The sequence below is a fragment of the Mycobacterium sp. GA-2829 genome, from assembly GCF_001499965.1.
Taxonomy (GTDB): Bacteria; Actinomycetota; Actinomycetes; order Mycobacteriales; family Mycobacteriaceae; genus Mycobacterium.
Window position 1 is genome coordinate 61633 of sequence record NZ_LQIT01000009.1, and the last position, 17610, is coordinate 79242.

Annotated in this window: 17 protein-coding genes; 5 read left to right on the forward strand and 12 right to left on the reverse strand. The window is 66.5% G+C overall.

All coding sequences use genetic code 11. The annotated features are described in order from the left end of the window. Nucleotides 1–37: 37 nt before the first annotated feature. Nucleotides 38–1060 (reverse strand): M23 family metallopeptidase, encoded by a 1023-nt coding sequence (locus AU194_RS06995; RefSeq protein WP_059088514.1) that lies wholly within the window; start codon nucleotides 1058–1060, stop codon nucleotides 38–40. Nucleotides 1061–1318: 258 nt separating this feature from the next. Here AU194_RS06995 and AU194_RS07000 point away from each other — a divergent pair, with 258 nt between their 5' ends. Both AU194_RS07000 and ccsB read left to right on the forward strand, forming a co-directional pair. Beyond that, nucleotides 1319–2311, forward strand: coding sequence for an alpha/beta hydrolase family protein (locus AU194_RS07000; RefSeq protein WP_082698521.1), 993 nt, complete (start codon nucleotides 1319–1321; stop codon nucleotides 2309–2311). 170 nt (nucleotides 2312–2481) lie between these two features. Continuing rightward, entirely contained in the window at nucleotides 2482–3447 is a 966-nt protein-coding gene (gene ccsB / locus AU194_RS07005) for a c-type cytochrome biogenesis protein CcsB (RefSeq protein ID WP_157575938.1), read from the forward strand. Between the two features lie 167 nt (nucleotides 3448–3614). On the opposite strand, the gene AU194_RS07010 is transcribed toward ccsB, so the two are convergent. The 8 genes from AU194_RS07010 to AU194_RS07045 all read right to left on the reverse strand — a co-directional run bounded on the left by AU194_RS07010 (nucleotide 3615) and on the right by AU194_RS07045 (nucleotide 9704). After that, nucleotides 3615–4559, reverse strand: a complete 945-nt coding sequence (locus AU194_RS07010) for a M56 family metallopeptidase (RefSeq protein ID WP_059088517.1) — start codon at nucleotides 4557–4559, stop codon at nucleotides 3615–3617. Further along, the gene (locus tag AU194_RS07015; protein WP_059088518.1) at nucleotides 4556–4945 is read right to left on the reverse strand and encodes a BlaI/MecI/CopY family transcriptional regulator; all 390 of its coding nucleotides are present in this window, start codon (nucleotides 4943–4945) and stop codon (nucleotides 4556–4558) included. The genes AU194_RS07010 and AU194_RS07015 overlap by 4 nt, the downstream gene beginning before the upstream one ends. Before the next feature lie 163 nt (nucleotides 4946–5108). Then, on the reverse strand, nucleotides 5109–5891 hold the full coding sequence (locus AU194_RS07020; RefSeq protein WP_082698522.1) for a L,D-transpeptidase family protein: 783 nt from the start codon (nucleotides 5889–5891) through the stop codon (nucleotides 5109–5111). A gap of 306 nt (nucleotides 5892–6197) precedes the next feature. Next, nucleotides 6198–6485, reverse strand: coding sequence for a hypothetical protein (locus AU194_RS31685; RefSeq protein WP_059088519.1), 288 nt, complete (start codon nucleotides 6483–6485; stop codon nucleotides 6198–6200). A 774-nt stretch (nucleotides 6486–7259) separates the two neighbouring features. Continuing rightward, nucleotides 7260–8162, reverse strand: coding sequence for a M56 family metallopeptidase (locus tag AU194_RS07030; RefSeq protein WP_231743205.1), 903 nt, complete (start codon nucleotides 8160–8162; stop codon nucleotides 7260–7262). Continuing rightward, a complete protein-coding gene (locus tag AU194_RS07035; RefSeq protein WP_011856816.1) occupies nucleotides 8159–8584 on the reverse strand; it encodes a BlaI/MecI/CopY family transcriptional regulator in 426 nt (141 codons plus the stop codon). The genes AU194_RS07030 and AU194_RS07035 overlap by 4 nt, the downstream gene beginning before the upstream one ends. A 2-nt stretch (nucleotides 8585–8586) precedes the next feature. Next, on the reverse strand, nucleotides 8587–9180 hold the full coding sequence (locus AU194_RS07040) for a TlpA disulfide reductase family protein (protein ID WP_231743216.1): 594 nt from the start codon (nucleotides 9178–9180) through the stop codon (nucleotides 8587–8589). Nucleotides 9181–9203: 23 nt separating this feature from the next. Beyond that, on the reverse strand, nucleotides 9204–9704 hold the full coding sequence (locus AU194_RS07045) for a hypothetical protein (protein WP_059088565.1): 501 nt from the start codon (nucleotides 9702–9704) through the stop codon (nucleotides 9204–9206). Between the two features lie 497 nt (nucleotides 9705–10201). On the opposite strand from AU194_RS07045, the gene ripA reads away from it, so the two are divergent. Beyond that, nucleotides 10202–11620, forward strand: coding sequence for an NlpC/P60 family peptidoglycan endopeptidase RipA (ripA, locus tag AU194_RS07050; protein ID WP_059088566.1), 1419 nt, complete (start codon nucleotides 10202–10204; stop codon nucleotides 11618–11620). 89 nt (nucleotides 11621–11709) lie between these two features. Here ripA and AU194_RS07055 read toward each other — a convergent pair whose 3' ends face one another. Next, the gene (locus AU194_RS07055) at nucleotides 11710–13230 is read right to left on the reverse strand and encodes a multicopper oxidase family protein (RefSeq protein WP_059088521.1); all 1521 of its coding nucleotides are present in this window, start codon (nucleotides 13228–13230) and stop codon (nucleotides 11710–11712) included. A 346-nt stretch (nucleotides 13231–13576) separates the two neighbouring features. On the opposite strand from AU194_RS07055, the gene AU194_RS07060 reads away from it, so the two are divergent. Both AU194_RS07060 and AU194_RS07065 read left to right on the forward strand, forming a co-directional pair. Further along, nucleotides 13577–14332: a response regulator transcription factor gene (locus tag AU194_RS07060; protein ID WP_059088522.1), complete on the forward strand. Its 756-nt coding sequence runs from the start codon at nucleotides 13577–13579 to the stop codon at nucleotides 14330–14332. Beyond that, nucleotides 14332–15486 carry a cell wall metabolism sensor histidine kinase WalK gene (locus AU194_RS07065; protein ID WP_059088567.1) on the forward strand — a complete coding sequence of 385 codons (1155 nt, stop codon included), beginning with the start codon at nucleotides 14332–14334 and terminating at the stop codon, nucleotides 15484–15486. The genes AU194_RS07060 and AU194_RS07065 overlap by 1 nt, the downstream gene beginning before the upstream one ends. Before the next feature lie 38 nt (nucleotides 15487–15524). Here AU194_RS07065 and AU194_RS07070 read toward each other — a convergent pair whose 3' ends face one another. Both AU194_RS07070 and AU194_RS07075 read right to left on the reverse strand, forming a co-directional pair. Beyond that, complete coding sequence (locus AU194_RS07070; RefSeq protein WP_059088523.1) at nucleotides 15525–16484, reverse strand: amidohydrolase family protein; 960 nt, start codon at nucleotides 16482–16484, stop codon at nucleotides 15525–15527. 211 nt (nucleotides 16485–16695) lie between these two features. After that, nucleotides 16696–17364, reverse strand: a complete 669-nt coding sequence (locus AU194_RS07075; RefSeq protein WP_059088568.1) for a DUF305 domain-containing protein — start codon at nucleotides 17362–17364, stop codon at nucleotides 16696–16698. Between the last annotated feature and the right edge of the window lie 246 nt (nucleotides 17365–17610).

Consider the following 17610-nt stretch of genomic DNA (forward strand, 5'->3'; position numbering starts at 1 on the left):
TAGACAGCTCGCACTTCACTCGGAGGTCTTCGTCATGTCACCACGCCACGCCGTCACCAACGTCCATGGTCAGTACAGTTAGGCCTCTCGTGGCCAACCACGGGGCAGGATCGACGCGGTCAATGCCGTTGACGTGGACTTCCAGGTGCAGGTGCGGTCCGGTGGAGTTTCCGGTGTTTCCCATCGTGGCGACCTGATCGCCGGCCATCACCCGCTCACCGACGTTGACGGTGGTGCTGTTGAGGTGGGCGTACAGGGTGACCGTGTCATCGGCGTGGCGCAGTTTGACCCAGATGCCGAACCCCGACACGGGACCGGCGGCGATGACGACGCCGTCGGCGACGGCGTAGATGGGTGTGCCGATCGCGTTGGCGATGTCGACCCCGCTGTGCAGCGCTCCCCAACGGTAGCCGTATCCGGATGTGACGATGCCTCGGGTCGGCATGACGTACAGCGGCCGCTGCAGACGAGCCTCCCGTTCGGCGCGCTGTTGCGCGAACGCCACACCGCGGGCGAATTCCTCGGCCGCCACCGCGGGATTGACCGCTGGAGCCGCCGCGATCACCTGCATCCCGCCACCGCTGAGGCCGGTACCGCTGTCGAGAACAGTGGCCTGGGCCGTCATCACTGCCGGCCCGGAATCCATGCTTGCAGGGCCCAGCGCGGACTGCGCCGCTGCGCCTGCCGCGCCGAGGCCGATCGCTGCGATCAGAACACGACTGCGCTCAGGTCCTGCCTCAGCCTGGCGATGGCGCCCTCGCCGTGGTGGTCGCATCGCAGCGCTTGAGTGCCCGGCCGACGGCGCCGGTCGGTGGCGCAGTCCGGCAGGGCGCCGCACCACGGGCCCGAGCAGGCGCAGCGGTGCCTGATCGGCGTCCCCGTCGATATCGTCGCCCACTTCGCGGGCGTGTAGGACCTGGAAATCTTTGTCGAACGCGCCGTGCTCCGGATGCCCCAGTTCGGCCAGAGCGCCGAACTCGTTGAACGGAATGACCTCAGTGATCTCCGCGTCCCAGTCGGCCACACGGCGCGACGGCGCGGGCCAACGCTGCTCAGCCAAACCGAGGACCTCCGCGCCGTGACCAAATCGTTATCTGGATCAGGTGACTTAACCAAACCCATCGGCCCATGACAAGCGATTCGACGAAACTCGTTGCCCACGAGCGCTCTAGGGAGCCGGATCGGCACGCGCAAGCCAAGCCGCTGGGCGCGCGACGGCGACATTGATGCCGGGCCAGCTATAGCCCGGGTTAGTTTAGTACTATTCGTGATAGTAGTTCTTGTCGGCCGCTGTGAACGCGACAGAGAAGGGACCGTTGTGGAACCGTTGAGCTTGCCCTTATCGCGTCGCGTGTTGGTGGCGTTATCCGTGGCAGTCCTGCTGCTGACGGCAATGAGTGTCCTAGGAGCCACAACCGCGCGGGCTTTTTCTCGTCCGGGTCTGCCGGTCGAGTACCTCATGGTTCCGTCTGCGGGGATGGGACGTGACATCAAGGTCCAGTTCCAGAACGGTGGTCCCAACGCGCCGGGCGTGTACCTGCTCGACGGCCTTCGTGCCCGGGATGACTTCAATGGCTGGGACATCGAGACCGCGGCGTTCGAGTGGTACCTGGACTCCGGCCTCTCGGTGATCATGCCGGTCGGCGGTCAGTCCAGCTTCTACAGCGACTGGTACAAGCCGGCCTGTGGTAAGGCGGGTTGCTCCACCTACAAGTGGGAGACCTTCCTGACCCAGGAGCTGCCGAGCTACCTGGCGGCCAACAAGGGCGTGAACCCGAACCGCAATGCGGCCGTGGGCCTGTCGATGGCCGGCTCGGCCGCGTTGACGCTGGCCATTTACTACCCGCAGCAGTTCCAGTACGCGGCGTCGCTGTCGGGCTTTTTGAATCTGTCCGAGGGTTGGTGGCCGATGCTGGTCGGCATGTCGATGGGTGACGCGGGCGGCTACGAGTCCGAGGACATGTGGGGCCCGTCGTCCGACCCGGCGTGGAAGCGCAACGACCCGATGGTCAACATCGGCCAGCTGGTCGCCAACGGCACCCGCATCTGGGTCTATTCCGGTAACGGCATACCGGCCGACATCACCGGCACCGGTGTTGCGGCGGGCGACAACTTCAACGCGAAGTTCCTCGAGAGCTTCACGCTGCGGACCAACAAGACGTTCCAGGAGCAGTACCTTGCCGCGGGCGGAAAGAACGGCGTGTTCAACTTCCCGCAGAGCGGCACGCACAGCTGGGAGTACTGGGGTGCCCAGCTGCAGCAGATGAAGCCCGACATCCAGCGCGTGCTCGGCGTCTCCCCGACATCATGACCAGGCATCCGGTACCGCGATGCCCCGCACGCATGATGCGAGACCAAACGCGTTGACCTCGGCAATCCGGCCGCAGACCGTGCCGCGTCTAATTCACGCATGTATGCAGTACTAGGCGCAGTCGTGGACGTCACGCCCGGATCGGCCACGTGAACACGGTGCGCATCGACATGGGTTTGGCCCGCTATTCGGACTGGGCCTTCACCTCATCGGTGGTCGTGCTGGTGGCTGCGCTGCTGCTGCTCGCCGTCGAGCTGGCCTACCACCGCAGCCGAATGGCCGCAACTCGCGAGCTCGCGGGCGCGACCGTGGGTGCGGACAGCGCCACCCCGGGCATCGTCGCCGACATACCCCGACGCCCCGTCGACCAACGCGTCGGCACGGCCGGCCTCGCGCTGACGTATCTCGGCAGTGGGCTGCTGCTGGCCTGCGTCGTGCTGCGTGGCCTGGCCACTTCACGGGTGCCGTGGGGCAACATGTACGAGTTCATCAACCTGACCTGCTTCTGCGGGCTGGTGGCCGCCGCACTTGTGTTGCGCCGCCCGCAATACCGCGCGCTATGGGTCTTCGTGCTGGTTCCGGTGCTGATCCTGCTTGCGGTGTCGGGCCGGTGGCTCTACACCAACGCCGCGCCGGTCATGCCCGCGCTGCAGTCCTACTGGCTGCCCATCCACGTCTCGGTGGTCAGCCTCGGCTCCGGGGTGTTCCTGGTTGCCGGCGTCGCCAGCATCCTGTTCCTGCTCAAGATGTCGCGGTTCGGCGCGCCTTCCGGCGACAGCACAGCCGACGGTGCGATCGCCCGCATCGTCGCGCGGCTGCCTGATGCGCAGACCCTGGACCGCATCGCCTACCGCACCACGATTTTCGCCTTCCCGGTGTTCGGATTCGGCGTTATCTTCGGTGCCATCTGGGCCGAGGAAGCGTGGGGACGGTACTGGGGCTGGGACCCCAAGGAGACCGTGTCGTTCATCGCCTGGGTGGCGTATGCCGCCTACCTGCATGCCCGCTCGACCGCGGGCTGGCGCGACCGCAAGGCCGCCTGGGTCAACGTCGCTGGCTTCGCCGCGATGGTGTTCAACCTGTTCTTCATCAACCTGGTGATAGCCGGACTGCATTCCTACGCCGGAGTGATGTAGCCCTCAGGGCTGGTTCACAACATCGACCACGCGGGCGCCGGGGAGTGCGGCTGCGCTGGATGCGCCATGCACAAAACCTCGCCAGAAAACAGTGCCGTTTCCGGCATGGTCCCGTCCGCGCCCGGCGAGGCGGCGAAAGTGTGACTACGGTGCGCTGAGTGCCGCGGCTAGCCGCCGCACATAAGGATCCCTGATACGCCGAGCAGAAGTGTGCCCAGCGGCGCAATGGCCATCATCGCCGTCGCGCTGGTAAGAGCGGCCTGCGCACGTACGCGGACATGATGGGCAGGCGGAAGGGCAAGGCGCTCAGCGCGATTCAAGACCGCGACATCGGCCGCGCCCAGCGCCGCGGCCGGCGCGCCTGCGGCCAGAGTCATCAACCCGGTGAGCAGTGCGCGCTTGCCGTGCCGACGTGCGGCAGCATCGTCGGCGCACATTTCCAGCAACCGTGCTACCTCGGCGTCACCGCGCGTCATCAGTGCAAGACGGGGGAATACCAACGCCAAGCTGCGCAACGCGGTGACGATTCGGGGGTGGTGCCCGTCAAGATGGGCGCGTTCATGTGCAAGTACCGCCGCGAGTTCGCGCTCGTCGAGAGCCGCTACGGCTGCGGTGGTGACCACGATCGCGGGTGGCTTTCCAGCCACGCAATACGCGGTGCGCTCGGCGGCGTCGACGACATACACGTCGGGTTCGCCGGTCGGGCGGCCTACCAGTCGAACCGCTTGCGCATGCCCGTAAGCGTGCGCTCGCAGCCGCCCCACGGTGCGCACGAGCCGCACGCCGATGACGGCCACGACACCGAACACCGCTACTGCCGAAGCCAGCAGCATCGCCTGCGGTGCACTACCCGCCTTACCGGCAGCCAGGTCACACAGCCACCTGACGCACGACACGACAAATGACCCCCCGTCGTGCCAGTGCGCAACCACGTCGACAATCACGACCACAACTACGGTCAGCCAGCTCAGCAGGACACTGCCGATCGCGATCAACCAGGCCGCCACTCCAGATCTGGGCGCATGCCCGCCACGGGTGAGAAAGCCCAACACCGGTGGTCCGAACACGATCACCGCGACGCTGTAAAGCAGCAGGCACGCTGCGGCGTTCACCTCTTCTTGGCCCTGCTCGACCGCCTCGCCAGCCGCCGCATCGCTTCCCTGAGCCGCTCGGATTCCTTGGGTCCGATCTGCTCGATGAAGTAGCTGAGCACCAGTTCCGAGCGGCCTCCCCCATCGAGGGCTTCACGCATCAACCGAGCGGTGTGTTCCTCGCGGGTCAGGGTGGCCCAATACCGGTAGGCCCGGCCATCGCGTTCCCGCTCGAGCCACCCCTTGGTGTACAGGTTGTCCATCGTCGACATCACCGTGGTGTAGGCAATGCGACGCTCGGCCGAGAGCTCTTCGAAAATGTCACGCACCGTTACCATTTCAGGATCGCGATCCCACACCCGATCCATCACCACGGCTTCCAGCTCACCGAATCCTCGTACACGCACCGTTTCGCCTCCAGCAATGTCGTTGCCGAGCCTACCTCGCGCCGCGCGTTTCCCCGTGCTGTGACGCGCAAAATGTCGGCGCGACTGCCCCTGGAACGGGCACGTGGCCGCCGGGTGCGCGTTCCGCAGGGTCCCGGAGTTCCATCACGCGAGGGTTGAGTGGCTAGCTCTGCACGATCACGGGGTCGCCGACTGTGACAGTGTTGAAATACCATTCGGCGTTTTCTGGGCTGAGATTGATGCAGCCGTGGCTGACGTTGGCCGAGCCTTGCGACGCGACCGACCACGGCGCCGAATGTATGTAGACGCCGCCCCACGTCACCCGCACGCCGTACTCCCCGTCGATCAAATATCCCTCTGGGTCGTCGAGTGGAATTCCGATTGTGCGCGAGTCGAAGACCACGTTGCGCTGCTTCTCCAGCACTTTGAACGTCCCCACCGGGGTATCGAAGCCCGGCTTACCCATCGATGCCGGCATCTCACGCACGACTTGGTCGTCAATACTCACCGTGAATGTATAGGACGAGATGTCAGCCACGCCTACCACCGCCGCCCCCGTAGTGAAGTCGGTCTTTAAGCCACCAACGCGCACCGTGACCGTCGAATGGGCCGGCCAGAAGCCGTCCGGAGTCCACTCCACGAGACGATCGTTCAGCCAAGTGAACTCACCTTCCATCGGCTGCGACGCGGTCACAGTGATGCTGCGCTCGGCTGCCGCGCGGTCCTCGACGGGCTCGCTGTACCCCACCAGCACCGGATGCCCAACCCCTACCACCGCGTCAGGTCCTGGACGCACCATCGCGACCCGGCCATCCAAGCCCGATGATGCCCCTGCTCCCGACCCCACCGGTGGTGGCGCCAGCACCACCGCGGCGGCCGTGACGGTCAGTATCAATAGCCCGCGAAGCGTGCCGTGCACGAGCCCTCCTTTCACCGCGATGCGCAACTAGCACCATCTTACGTATGTACTACGTATGCCGGTGGTCGGCGCGCTGGTGTTACACCCGGCGATCGACGACTCGGCGAAACCGTGAGGGAGGTGGCACCTGCAGATGGTCTTGCGGTCATGCCAAAACAGCTACCGATCTGGATCGCGCTGTTCGCACCATCAATTTCAGTCGATACCCAGAACTGCCGTCAGGCAGGGGCGCGGATGGCACATCGAGAAACTACGGCGTTGTCCTGCAACGAAATTGCGCCGCTGCCGCGGGTTGTCTGATAGTTGATGCCTTGCGAGCTTTCAGAGAGCTGATCACATCACGTCCCTGTCGCGTCGACGACTCGATCTGGGCCGCGGCGTTTCCAGCCCCATCAATAACAGGCCCACAAGGACCAACATGGCGGCCATCGGAAAGCCGATCAGCAGGTCCAGTGCCCCGACGACTCGCATGCTCGCGAAGTGAGCAATCAGATGCGCGGTGGCCATTGCCGAGCCCACCACAATGAGCAGGGAACCGACCGCGCGTCCGAAGCGCGCCCAACGGCGCGGATCTCGGTTCACCCCTTGGCGCATGGCCTGGTATGTGTCGCCTCGCGCCATGGGCGCTCCTGTTCCAAATACGGCCGATGATCTACTATGCAGGTTAGTACTCAACGGCGCTCGGATCGGGGAGGCGCTCGGCGGGTCGCAATTTAGGCGCGTCCAGCCAACGGCGCTGGGTCTGCGTGACGCCGAATCATTCGGCCGTGCCACCTGCCGACACCGCAGTGGATACCTGGCGCTCGGCGAGCCTCGTGAGCCGCTCGAGGTGCTACGGCCGTACTTGAAGTCAGTCGAGCTCACCTGAATGAGGAACGGCCCGTCATGGGCGGCGATGGTCACCCGCATCGGGCGGGGAGCCGGTCTGGTGATGGCTGCCAGCGCACCTTGACCAATATTGGGGCGCCTCAGCTCAATAGACCCGTATGCGTGTCGGAGATCCTCCACGTCAGTGGCGAATGCCATGAAAGCGCGCTGCTCGCTTGGATATTCGGCCAGCGCCGCGGTGGGCCGAGCCGTCGCGGTTGGGTCGCTCAACTGTGATCGCCGTGTTGCTCGGGGCGGACCGGGTGCCGCGGGGTGCAGACCTGCGTTCGCCAACCGGGACATCATCGGAAATTCCTGGCGCACAACCGATAGTGAAACAGCGTCGCCAGCGGGCGGCGCGGGCGGCGCCGCGTCACTGCGACCCAACACGTAATCCAGGGCAGGGTTGAGTCAGCCACTGATGGTCGCTGCCGACACCTCGACCGCGCAGCGGCGCGCACAACATACGATCTACGGTAGTTGCGTTTCTACGGACAGAAGTGCCGCAGTTGTGGCGGTCCGGCGTTGTCAGCCCGCCGTGCATGACGCCAAGCCTGTGAGGGCGGCGAAGGTGAGCAGCGTGGTCATGCCCAGCACGAGCGCTGCCCCCCAGGCGGCGCTGGATCCGGCCAAGCGGCCCCCAGAAGAGCGCCTGCCGGCCAGCCGGGCCAGCCGCAGCTGGGTGCATTCACTGGCGATGCCCAGCGCCGGGGCCGGTGCCGGAGCGCTCTGCAATGTCTGCAGCGCCCGGCGCAGACCGCGGTGACCGTGGGAGCGGGCCGCGTGCGCGTCGGCGTCCAATTCGACCAGTGTGCGCACCAATGACGGTGATTGGCGCATCAGCGGCAGCCATCCCAATCCCGCGGCGGCGGCCTGGGCGACGGCGATCAGCAGATGATGGCGCCGGCGCACGTGGGCACGCTCATGGGCTTCGACGGCGCGCACGGCTGCGCTGTCGAGGCACTGCCGCAGCCCGGTGCTCATTACCACCAGCGCCGGGTTGCCGGCCAGGCTGTAGGCCAGCGGCTCGGTAGCCGGCAGCCACAGCACCGCGCCCGATCGAGGGCTGCGGCCGGTCAGCAACCAGGCCAGCTCGACATGCTTGTCGTGTAAGCGACGTCGCTGCCGTCCCGTGCGGCTCAGCTGCCAGCCTCCGCGTATCGCCGCAACGCCCAGCGCGGCTGCACTGAGGATTCCCGCGATGGTATCCACCTGCCCGGGCGGACCGGCGTGCAGCGCCAGCCAGCACCGGTGCAGCAGCTCTGCCAGCCCCGGAAGTGCGACCGCGGCGAGCGTGGTGCACACCAGCACCCCCCACACCGACAACAGCACCCCGGCGTCGGTGCCGCGGCGGGTCAACGCCCGCAATACCGGTGGTGTGAGGACGCCGACGGCGAGACCGCCGATGGTCCACCACATCACGGCGGTCACCGCCGCCGACCCCGTTCCTTGAGCCCCCGAGTCAATGCCCGCGACTCCGCGGTGGTGGCACTGCGCGCGAAGTGCAGCAGAGCCGCGGCGGGATCGCCACTGTCGGCAAGTAGCTCGCGCAGCGCGTCGGTGGCCGCCTGAATGCGGTCTCGGGTGGCCCGGTAGCTGTAGGCGCGGCCGTCGAGCTCACGGCTCAACCACCCCTTGCGGTAGAGGTTGTCCATCACGGTCATCACGGTCGTATAGGCGGGCTTGCGGACGGGTTCGAGTTCGTCGAGGACGTCACGGACGCGCACCGCCTCGTCGGCGCGCCAAACCACATCCATGATCGCCGCCTCCAGCTCACCCAGCCCGGGCAGCGGCCGAGTCTGGCGCGCTGCGGTGCGCCGCGGCGTCCGGCCCGTTGTCTTGCGCGCTGTCATCGTTATTGCCTTTCCCCACGCGCGGCGGCGACCGTTTCAGTGACCTGCGCGACATCGCGAAACACCATCATTGGGAGGCGGCGCACAGATCCGTCGGTACCGACAAGGTAGCTCAGCGGCAGCAGTTGGGGTGCGCCCAACGCGCCGGCGACCTCATCGGCTTCAGCAATCGAGGGATAGTCGATGCGCAGGTCGCGGACCAGCGCCGCCGCCGAGGCCGGCCGATCGCGCACATTGACACCGATCACCCGCACAGCGCCGGGCGTGTCTGTGTAGGCGTCGAGCACCGGCATCTCCTCGCGACACGGTGCACACCACGACGCCCACAGATTGAGCAGTGTCGGCGCACCGCCCACCGCCGCACCGACATCCACCGGCCGCGCGGATCCCAGACAGCGGGCCATCACCCCGGACAGTGTCGGCACCGCGGCGGCACCGGGTACCGGCGCCGGGCACGGCGCGGCGCCGGCCTCAGTCACCGTGGCGTCTGCTGCGGGCACGGCGTCGCCGGTCGACAGTCGCTGCGCCGGCGCCGCTACCGGGTCGTGACTGACGAGCACACCCGCGACGGCGGCCGCCGCGGCGGCGACCAACACGGACAATGGTCGACCCCGCACCGCTAGCTGTCTCGCTCCGGCGTAGCAGCCACCACGGTCGTCGGAGGCGTCAGCGCGACGTCGTCGTCGCCCACCGGGCAGGAGCGCAGCGCCGTCAGCCGCCGCCATAAGGCCCACCCCAGCACTGCCAGCGAGACGCCAGCGAGCAGCGGCTGAATCGGCGCCCATACGTTGAGCGCCCCACTGACCCCGATCGCTGCCACCACCAGCTTGTTGCACACCGGGCACCCCACCGCCAGCACAGAGCCGACGTTGGCCATGATCCCGGCGCGCCCCGGAACCGAGGACGCCGCTGCCGGGCCGCGGACATAGGTGGCGACCAAAATCCCACTAAGCACCGCGGTCAGTACCCACACGGCATAGCTCCACCACGGCACCGGGGTCATGCGCACGAAAATGGGATTGGCCAGCAGCGCGCTGGGCACCCCAACTGCGAGGGCGACAACCACCGCTGCCACCACTGCAACGGCCAATTGCGCCCATTGCAGCCGACGCAACACCATCTGACCACCATCCTGCACGCCCAGCGACACGTCCTCAGCTTAGTACTAATTGTCATAGTAGTTAATCGAGGTCGGTACGCAGTCCTTGCGGCACACTCATTGTGAGCACTGGCAGCGCGATGTCCCGCAGCCACTGGTCCGGCCGACCAGCCCCAACCGCCTGGCTACTAGCCACTCAGTAGCCAGGGGCGCCTAGCAAAAGTAGTCGGCCGGGATACACATCCCAGCGAAGTGGCACCGCACCTCATACCTCGACGAGTCCCAGCGCGACATGCGGCAAACTATTCGACGCGGCAACAAATCGGCGGTCGCGGGCTCAAGACCGTTACCACAATGAGACTGTGACGCATGTTTCCGGTGAGACAGTAGTGATGTACGTTGCCTTTACGTACTGACCAACTGCTTACTGGCGGGAGCCGTAGCTGTGCCAGGGGAGTGTTCTGACGGAGGACCGGACGACGGTGATGCGCCAGCGCCTCTCTGAGGGAGATCATGTGATGAGGCCCCTACGCGAATGGGTCAGCCGCCTCACCGCCGTGACGCTCGGTGTGGCCGTGCTGGTCTACGGTGGCGGCACCGCGCAGGCATCCCACGATGGCACCAGCCATTCGGGTTCGCAGATCTCCGCCCTGGTCGCCGACCTCGCACAGGCCAATCAGCGCCTGGCCGACATCGGCGCGCAGATCCAGGGTCAACAAGAAGGTGTCAATAAAGCGCTGGTGGACGTGGCCAACGCCCGCGATGCCGCCGCGGCCGCGCGCCGCGACGTGCAAGCCAGCGGACAAGGTCTGGCCGATGCGAACGCGGCGATCGCCGCCGCCCAAAGGCGCTTCGATGACTTCGCCGCCGCCACCTATGTCAATGGCCCACCGCAGGCGCTGGTTTCGGCGGCCGGCCCGGAGGACATCATCGCCAGCGCCAGCGCCAATCAGACCCTGGCGCTCAGTGCCCGCAATACGGTGACCGATCTGCAGCGCGCCCGCACCGAGCAGGCGAATCGAGCGTCTGCAGCGCGCGCGGCCCAGCAGCGCGCCGACCAGGCGGCCACCGATGCCGAGCGAAGTCAACAAGCAGCGGTGGCCGCCCTGACCGAGGCGCAACGTCAGTTCGGTCTCCAGCAGGCCGAAGTCGACCGGCTCGCCGCCGCCCGTGACGCCGCCAAAGCGCGTCTGGACGCGGCACGTCCCCAAACTCCACCCGCCAACACCGCACCGCTGATTGCCGCTGGTGGCGCGGCGTCGGCGCCGGACTGGTGGGACCGGCAAACCCCGGCAGGTGCGACGGCACCTACAAGCGCCAGCCAGTGGGACACCACCTTGCCGATGGTTCCCAGCGCCAACGTCACCGGCGACCCCATTGCCATCGTGAACGCGGTGCTGCAGATCTCGTCAACTTCGGCGCAGCTGACTGCCGACATGGGCCGAAAGTTCCTGACCCAACTCGGGATCCTGCCCCAAGCCTCGGCACCCGCCGACCCCGGCTTCACCAACGGGCGCATCCCACGGGTATATGGCCAGCAGGCAATGGAATTGGTGATCCGCCGGGCCATGTCGCAGCTGGGTGTGCCCTATTCGTGGGGTGGCGGCAACGCCAACGGCCCGTCCCGAGGTATCGACCAGGGCGCCAACACCGTGGGGTTCGACTGCTCCGGGCTGATCCTCTACGCTTTTGCCGGCGTGGGCATCAAACTGGAACATTACTCGGGCACGCAGTACAACTCCGGACGCAAAATCCCCTCGTCACAAATGCGACGCGGCGATCTGATCTTCTACGGCCCCAACGCGAGCCAGCATGAGGCGATGTACCTCGGCAACGGTCAGATGATCGAAGCGCCCTACACCGGCTCACAAGTGCGCATTGCGCCGGTACGTACCAGTGGCATGATGCCCTACGTCACCCGGCTCATCGAATACTGACACCCTTGAGGTGGCCAGGCTGTCTTACCCCCTTCGCCGCCACGCGTGGCTGTGAGGTGCCCGCCACCTTGTCAACCGCCGAGCTGCGGTCAGGTGATGTAGTTGAGGCTGGTCATCATCCCGGCCTCCTGGTGATAGGTGTTGTGGCAGTGCAGCATCCACTCGCCGGGGTTGTCGGCGACGAACGACACGCGCAGCTGCTGCATGGGCAGCACGATCACGGTGTCCTTGCGTGCGCCGGGGCGCCCGTCGGCGGTGAGCACCTCGAAAGTGTGGCCGTGCAAATGCATGGGATGCCACATCATCGAGGTGTTCTTGAACGACAGCGTAACCCGTTGACCCTCACGAACTTCCAATGGCCGGGCGTTGGCGAACCGCAGACCGTTGATCGTCCAGTCATAGGGCATCATCGACCCGCCCAGATCGGCCGGCAGCTCCACATCTGCGCGCGCAGCCGGCAACGCCGCACCCGGGGCAGCGCCGAACATGTCAATGGTGCCGACACGACCCTGCAGCTCCGGAGGCGCATAGTCGGCGGGCGGCTGCGAACCCGCCCCGCTGACCAATAGTGCCCGTGCTGACGCGTTCTTGCCCTCCGCAGCCGCAACCAACGGGAACACGCCCTCGCCTGCGGTGACCACCACGTCGTAACGCTCCCCCATCCCGATCAGCACCGCGTCAACGTCGGTGGGCACCACCGCAAAGCCGTCGGTGTGGGTCACCGTCAACTTGTGCCCGGCCAACGCCACCCGAAAGGCCGTGTCCGAGCCGGCGTTGATCAGCCGGATCCGCACCCGCTGACCAGGCTTGACGCGAAAGCTGCTGGGCGCCTTCGGGATACGGCCGTTGATCAGATAGTAGGGGTAACTGACATCTCCGGCGTCGCCACCGAGCAATGTGCTGCTGCCCGCTCCCCCGACTCCCGGAACGGTTCCCATTCCGGGCATGCCGGGCATGTCGCCCATCCCCGGCATGTCATGTCCGCCCATTGAATTGCGAAGTCCGTCATAGATCTGGGCCGGGCTCGACCCGACGCCGTCAGTCCAGTCGTCGAGCATGACCACCCACTCGGCGTCATAGTTGCCCGGGTCGTTGGGGTCGTCGACGATGACGGGGAAGTACAAGCCCGTGTCAGCGTCCAAACCGGTGTGCGGATGAGCCCAGTAGGTGCCCGGATGCGGTACCGAGAATCGGTAGGTGAAGTCTGCACCGCCGTCGATGTCAGGTGTGGCAGGCGAGGCGCCGTCCATGTCGTTGCGCAGCGCGATGCCATGCCAGTGCACCGACGTGGTGCGGTCGAGCCGGTTGCGCACCGTGACAGCCAGTTCGTCACCCACCGATGCCCGCACCAGCGGCCCGGGGACCGTGCCGTTATAGGACACCGTTTCGGCAACCGTGCCGCCAAGGTCCACGCGCGCCCGATCCGCGGTGAGCGTCGTCGACACTGTGCGCCCGCTGTGCGGGCGCCGTGCCTCGGCGTCGGCCACCGCGTTCTTCGGCGCAACGACGCTGCTGTCGCGCGTGCATGCCGCCAGAGTCGCCCCGGCCGCCACCGTTGCGGCAAGAAAGCTTCGTCGACTCCACTGCCCGCGCCCCGGTGATCCCGCCATTACCGAGGCTCCTGTTGCGATTCGTCACGCGTTGGTTTGTCGCTGCGGATGCCACCCCTGTGAGGGGTGGCGAATCGGCGACTATGGCGCCCACCCGCCGGGCCGCCGAACAGTGAGGCCGTGGCGACAACGACGAGTCCCCAACACAACACCAGTACACCGGCCAGCGGCAGCCATATCTGCCAGTCGCCAACGGCTTCAAACGCCACCGACGTGATTCCCATGCTCATCGCGGTCTCCTTCACTGACCACGATGACCGCGCCACACCGGCGAACCGATAAGGGTCGTGTGAAGATTCGTTGAAGAATGCCGCGGGGCGTCACCGCGTAGCGGTGACCCGGCACCATGAACTCCATGAGCAACACATCAGTGCCCTCGAGTGAAAATGCGCGAGGCTACCGGGCGCTCGTGGTCGATGACGAGGCGGCGCTGGCTGAGGTGGTGGCCAGCTACCTCACCCGCGATCACTTCACCACCCGCATCGTCGACAACGGGCCCGATGCGGTGGCCGTGGCCCGCGACTTCGACCCCGACGTGGTGATCCTCGACCTCGGGCTGCCCGGCATGGACGGGTTAGAAGTGTGCCGCCGGCTGCGCATTTTCTCCGACGCCTACGTGGTCATGCTCACCGCCCGCGACACCGAAATGGACACCATCGTCGGACTCACTGTCGGCGCCGACGATTACGTCACCAAACCCTTCAGCCCACGCGAACTGGTGGCGCGCATCCGCGCGATGCTGCGACGCCCGCGTGCCACCCCCGAGCGCGAAAGCGGCCGCGGCGGCGACGTAGCCGCCCCGCTGTCGTTTGGGCCGTTGTGTATCGACGTGGCGGCGCGGGAAGTGTCCCTGGATGGTGAACCGATCCTGTTGACCCGCACCGAATTTGACCTACTCGCCGCCCTGTCGGCGCGCCCGGGCGTGGTACTGAGCCGCCGCCAGTTGCTCGAAACCGTGCGCGAGGGGCCCTGGGTCGGCAACGAACACCTCGTTGATGTCCATATCGGCCATGTGCGACGCAAACTCGGCGACGATCCGGCTGCACCTCGTTACGTCATCACCGTTCGCGGCGTCGGATACCGCATGGGAAGCGGGCAGTGATGGCCACGCCGATACGCCGGCGGCCCGGCATCGGCATGCGGCTGCTGATCGCTCAAACCATGGTGTTGCTGGCCGGCGCCATCACCACCTGGGTGGTCGCCGCGATCGTGGGGCCTCCGCTGTTTCGTGAACACCTCCATCAGGCCGGCGTGGCTGCCGGTTCCGCCGAGGAGCTGCACGCCGACCAGGCCTACCAGTACGCCACCGCGCTATCAGTCGGCGGCGCCGTTGCCGTCTCGGCGTTGGTCGCGTTCACGGTCAGCTGGTACGTCAGCCGCAGATTGCAGCGCTCCATCACCGAAGTGGCATCGGCAGCCACCGCGGTCGCCGAGGGCCGCTACGGGATCCGGGTATCACCGCCGCACCTCGGCGAGGACTTCGACTCACTGGCACAGGCTTTCAACCAAATGGCCGCCCAGCTGCAGTCCGTCGACACCAGCCGCCGCCAACTATTCGCCGATCTTGCCCACGAAATACGCACTCCCGTATCGGTTTTGCAGGCCTACACCGAAGCCATCGAGGACGGCGTGCGGTCACTGACTCCCGACACCACCGCGATGCTGCGCGACCAGACCCAGCGCCTGGTGCGCTTCGCCCAGGATGTCGCCGCCCTGGCGCAGGCTGAGGAAAGCACGACCTCACTGGAGTTCGCCGACCTCGACGTCGCCGAGCTGATCGCCAACACGGCGGCCGCCCTCAGCGCGCGCTACCACGCCAAGGCCGTGGCCTTGTCGACGCACCTGCCCACCACCCAGCTGCCGCTGTGGGGCGATGAGCAGCGACTGTCCCAGGTACTGGCGAACCTCCTCGACAACGCGCTACGGCACACACCACCGCACGGACGGGTCGACGTGCACGCCGACACCGACGGCACCCGACTCCTGCTGCGGGTCACCGACACCGGCGAGGGCATCGCCGCCGAGCACCTACCGCATGTGTTCGAACGGTTGTACCGCGCCGATACGGCGCGCACCCGCGACCACGGGGGCTCCGGGCTCGGCCTGGCCATCGCCAAGGCGCTCGTCGAGGCACACGGCGGCCATATCAGCGCCACCAGTCAGGGCGCGGGGACCGGGACAACGTTCACCATCGCGCTTCCGCTGCAACGCAGTGCGAACGCAGCGCACGCCGGCACGGTAGAACGGGCACGCTGAACGTTCAAGCATCCAAAACTATTGGGCGGATGGAGTTCTCACACCCGCAGCAGCGCCTCCACGGTGCCGTGCGCAAGCTTCTCGCGGTCTACCGGACTGATCGGCGCCGTGTCCAGCAGCGCCCGTGCTGAGGCGTTGTCGGTGTAGGGATAGTCGACCGAGAAGATCAGCCGGTCGATGCCGACCGTCGACAGCGCGCATTGCAGCGGCGGGAAAGTGGTGTAGCCACTGGCGGTGAACCAGACGTTGGTTTGGAAGTACTGCGCGACCGGCTGGCGCAGCTCGGCCACTGGGCTCAGCACCGTGTCGATGCGGGCCAAGGCGAACGGAATCATCTCCCCCATATGCCCCACAATGACCCGCAACTCCGGGAGGCGATCGAACACCCCCATGGCAACCAACCGCAGGACATGCAATGCGGTCTCGGCGTGCCAGCCCCAGCCGGCGGTGGCCAGCAGGTCGCCCAGAACCGGCGCCAGGCCGCCGAAGTAGATCTCTGCCACCTGCGGCGGCGGAAACGACGGATGCAGATACAACGGCACGCCCAAATCGGCTGCCGTAGACAGCAGCGGCGTGAAGTCCGGGTGATCGAGGAACCGGCCCTCGATGAGCCCGTTGATCATGGCGCCGCAAAAACCGAGAGTTCCCACCGCCCGCTGCAGTTCGGTCGCCGCAGCCTGCGGATCGCGCATCGGCAGCGCGGCGAATCCGGCGAACCGATCCGGATGTGCCGCAATGACTTCGGCCAGATCGTCGTTGGTTTGACGGACCACATCCACGGCGTGTGCGGCGGGCAGCGCTTCGGCGCCGGGCACCGTGTGCGACAACACTTGCATGTCGACGCCCGCGGCGTCCATGTCGGCCAAGCGGCCTGCGCCAAGGTCTTCCAGCTTGTCCTGGATTCGGGCCAGTTGAGGATGCTTGCCCAAGTTGGCCAGCGCTTCGGCCGGCTGCAGACCGCGATGAGCGTAATGCTCTTCAATGGCGATGACTCGCATATCAACTCCCTGGTATCGCACAATCCCTACCCAGGTAGGGTATCGGCTTTCGATGCGAGTTCCCGCCAGTCCGTTGACACAAACGCGGTGCTGCCCGAGGCGCCGGTCGGCACCACGTCGGTCTCATCAAAGAGCGGTCCCCGTGCCGGAGGGACAACACCGGCACGGGGACACGGAGAAAAGTTCGCGGCCTCAGGTTGGCGGCTCGGCCCTACAGGGACCCGAGGATCTGCTGCATCGTGTCGATTTCCTTCTGCTGAGAGGAGATGATCTCGCGCGCCATCTCGATCGCGGGCGCGAACTGACCGCTGTCGACCTCGGTTTGCGCCATAGCGATGGCGCCTTTGTGGTGCTCGGTCATCTGCGTCAAGAACAGCCTGCTGGCCTCGACACCTTGCGCGTCGCGCAGAGCGGCCATGTCTTGCTCCGACATCATGCCTCCGCCGCCGCTCATATCCCCCATGTCATGACCTGGCATGCCGGGCATGCCGCTGCCAGACGTCGGGGCCGCCGACACACCCCACTCAGTCAGCCAGCCCTGCAGTTGTTGAATTTCGGGGCCTTGAGCCGCCTTGATCTGGTTGGCCAACGACACCACGCGCGGGTCGATGCCCTGCTTGGCCAACAGCATGTCGCTCATCTCGATCGCCTGCTGATGGTGCGGGATCATTCCCTGCGCGAAGCTGACGTCCGCGTCGTTGTGGGCCTGGGCCTGCGTACCGCCACCGGCCGGCGTCGAGGGTGCCGGCGTGGCCGCGGCCGAGGTCGTCATGGACGACATGTCATGCTCGCCCTGCGGGGTGTCGTTGCTACAGGCGCTCAACGCCACCGCGACCGCCGCCGCGGAGGCAGCGAGGGTAACGAACCGTTTAATGTGCACACGAATTCCTTCCGTCGTCATCGGCAGCCATGCCGTGGTCCCTGGTGGACGATGCGCCCGCCGGTGAGCGCATGCCTGGCATACCCGGCGATTGGCTGTCCACTCATCGGCTACCAGCGTGGGGCCAAGACCTAAGGGTCGGCTCGATTTTCGATGAAGAATCGGTAAAGACCGCTGGCTGCGCCGGACCTCGGCCCGATCACGCCCCTGCGGCGGAGATGGCACAAGCGATCCGTCCGGCGTGTG

Excerpts from the sequence above, each read along its gene's own strand:
- ccsB (WP_157575938.1), top strand. The coding sequence starts at position 2,482 with ATGGGTTTGGCCCGCTATTCGGACTGGGCCTTCACCTCATCGGTGGTC.
- AU194_RS31685 (WP_059088519.1), bottom strand. The coding sequence starts at position 6,485 with ATGGCGCGAGGCGACACATACCAGGCCATGCGCCAAGGGGTGAACCGA.
- AU194_RS07035 (WP_011856816.1), bottom strand. The coding sequence starts at position 8,584 with ATGACAGCGCGCAAGACAACGGGCCGGACGCCGCGGCGCACCGCAGCG.
- AU194_RS07045 (WP_059088565.1), bottom strand. The coding sequence starts at position 9,704 with ATGGTGTTGCGTCGGCTGCAATGGGCGCAATTGGCCGTTGCAGTGGTG.
- ripA (WP_059088566.1), top strand. The coding sequence starts at position 10,202 with ATGAGGCCCCTACGCGAATGGGTCAGCCGCCTCACCGCCGTGACGCTC.
- AU194_RS07055 (WP_059088521.1), bottom strand. The coding sequence starts at position 13,230 with ATGGCGGGATCACCGGGGCGCGGGCAGTGGAGTCGACGAAGCTTTCTT.
- AU194_RS07060 (WP_059088522.1), top strand. The coding sequence starts at position 13,577 with ATGAACTCCATGAGCAACACATCAGTGCCCTCGAGTGAAAATGCGCGA.
- AU194_RS07065 (WP_059088567.1), top strand. The coding sequence starts at position 14,332 with ATGGCCACGCCGATACGCCGGCGGCCCGGCATCGGCATGCGGCTGCTG.
- AU194_RS07070 (WP_059088523.1), bottom strand. The coding sequence starts at position 16,484 with ATGCGAGTCATCGCCATTGAAGAGCATTACGCTCATCGCGGTCTGCAG.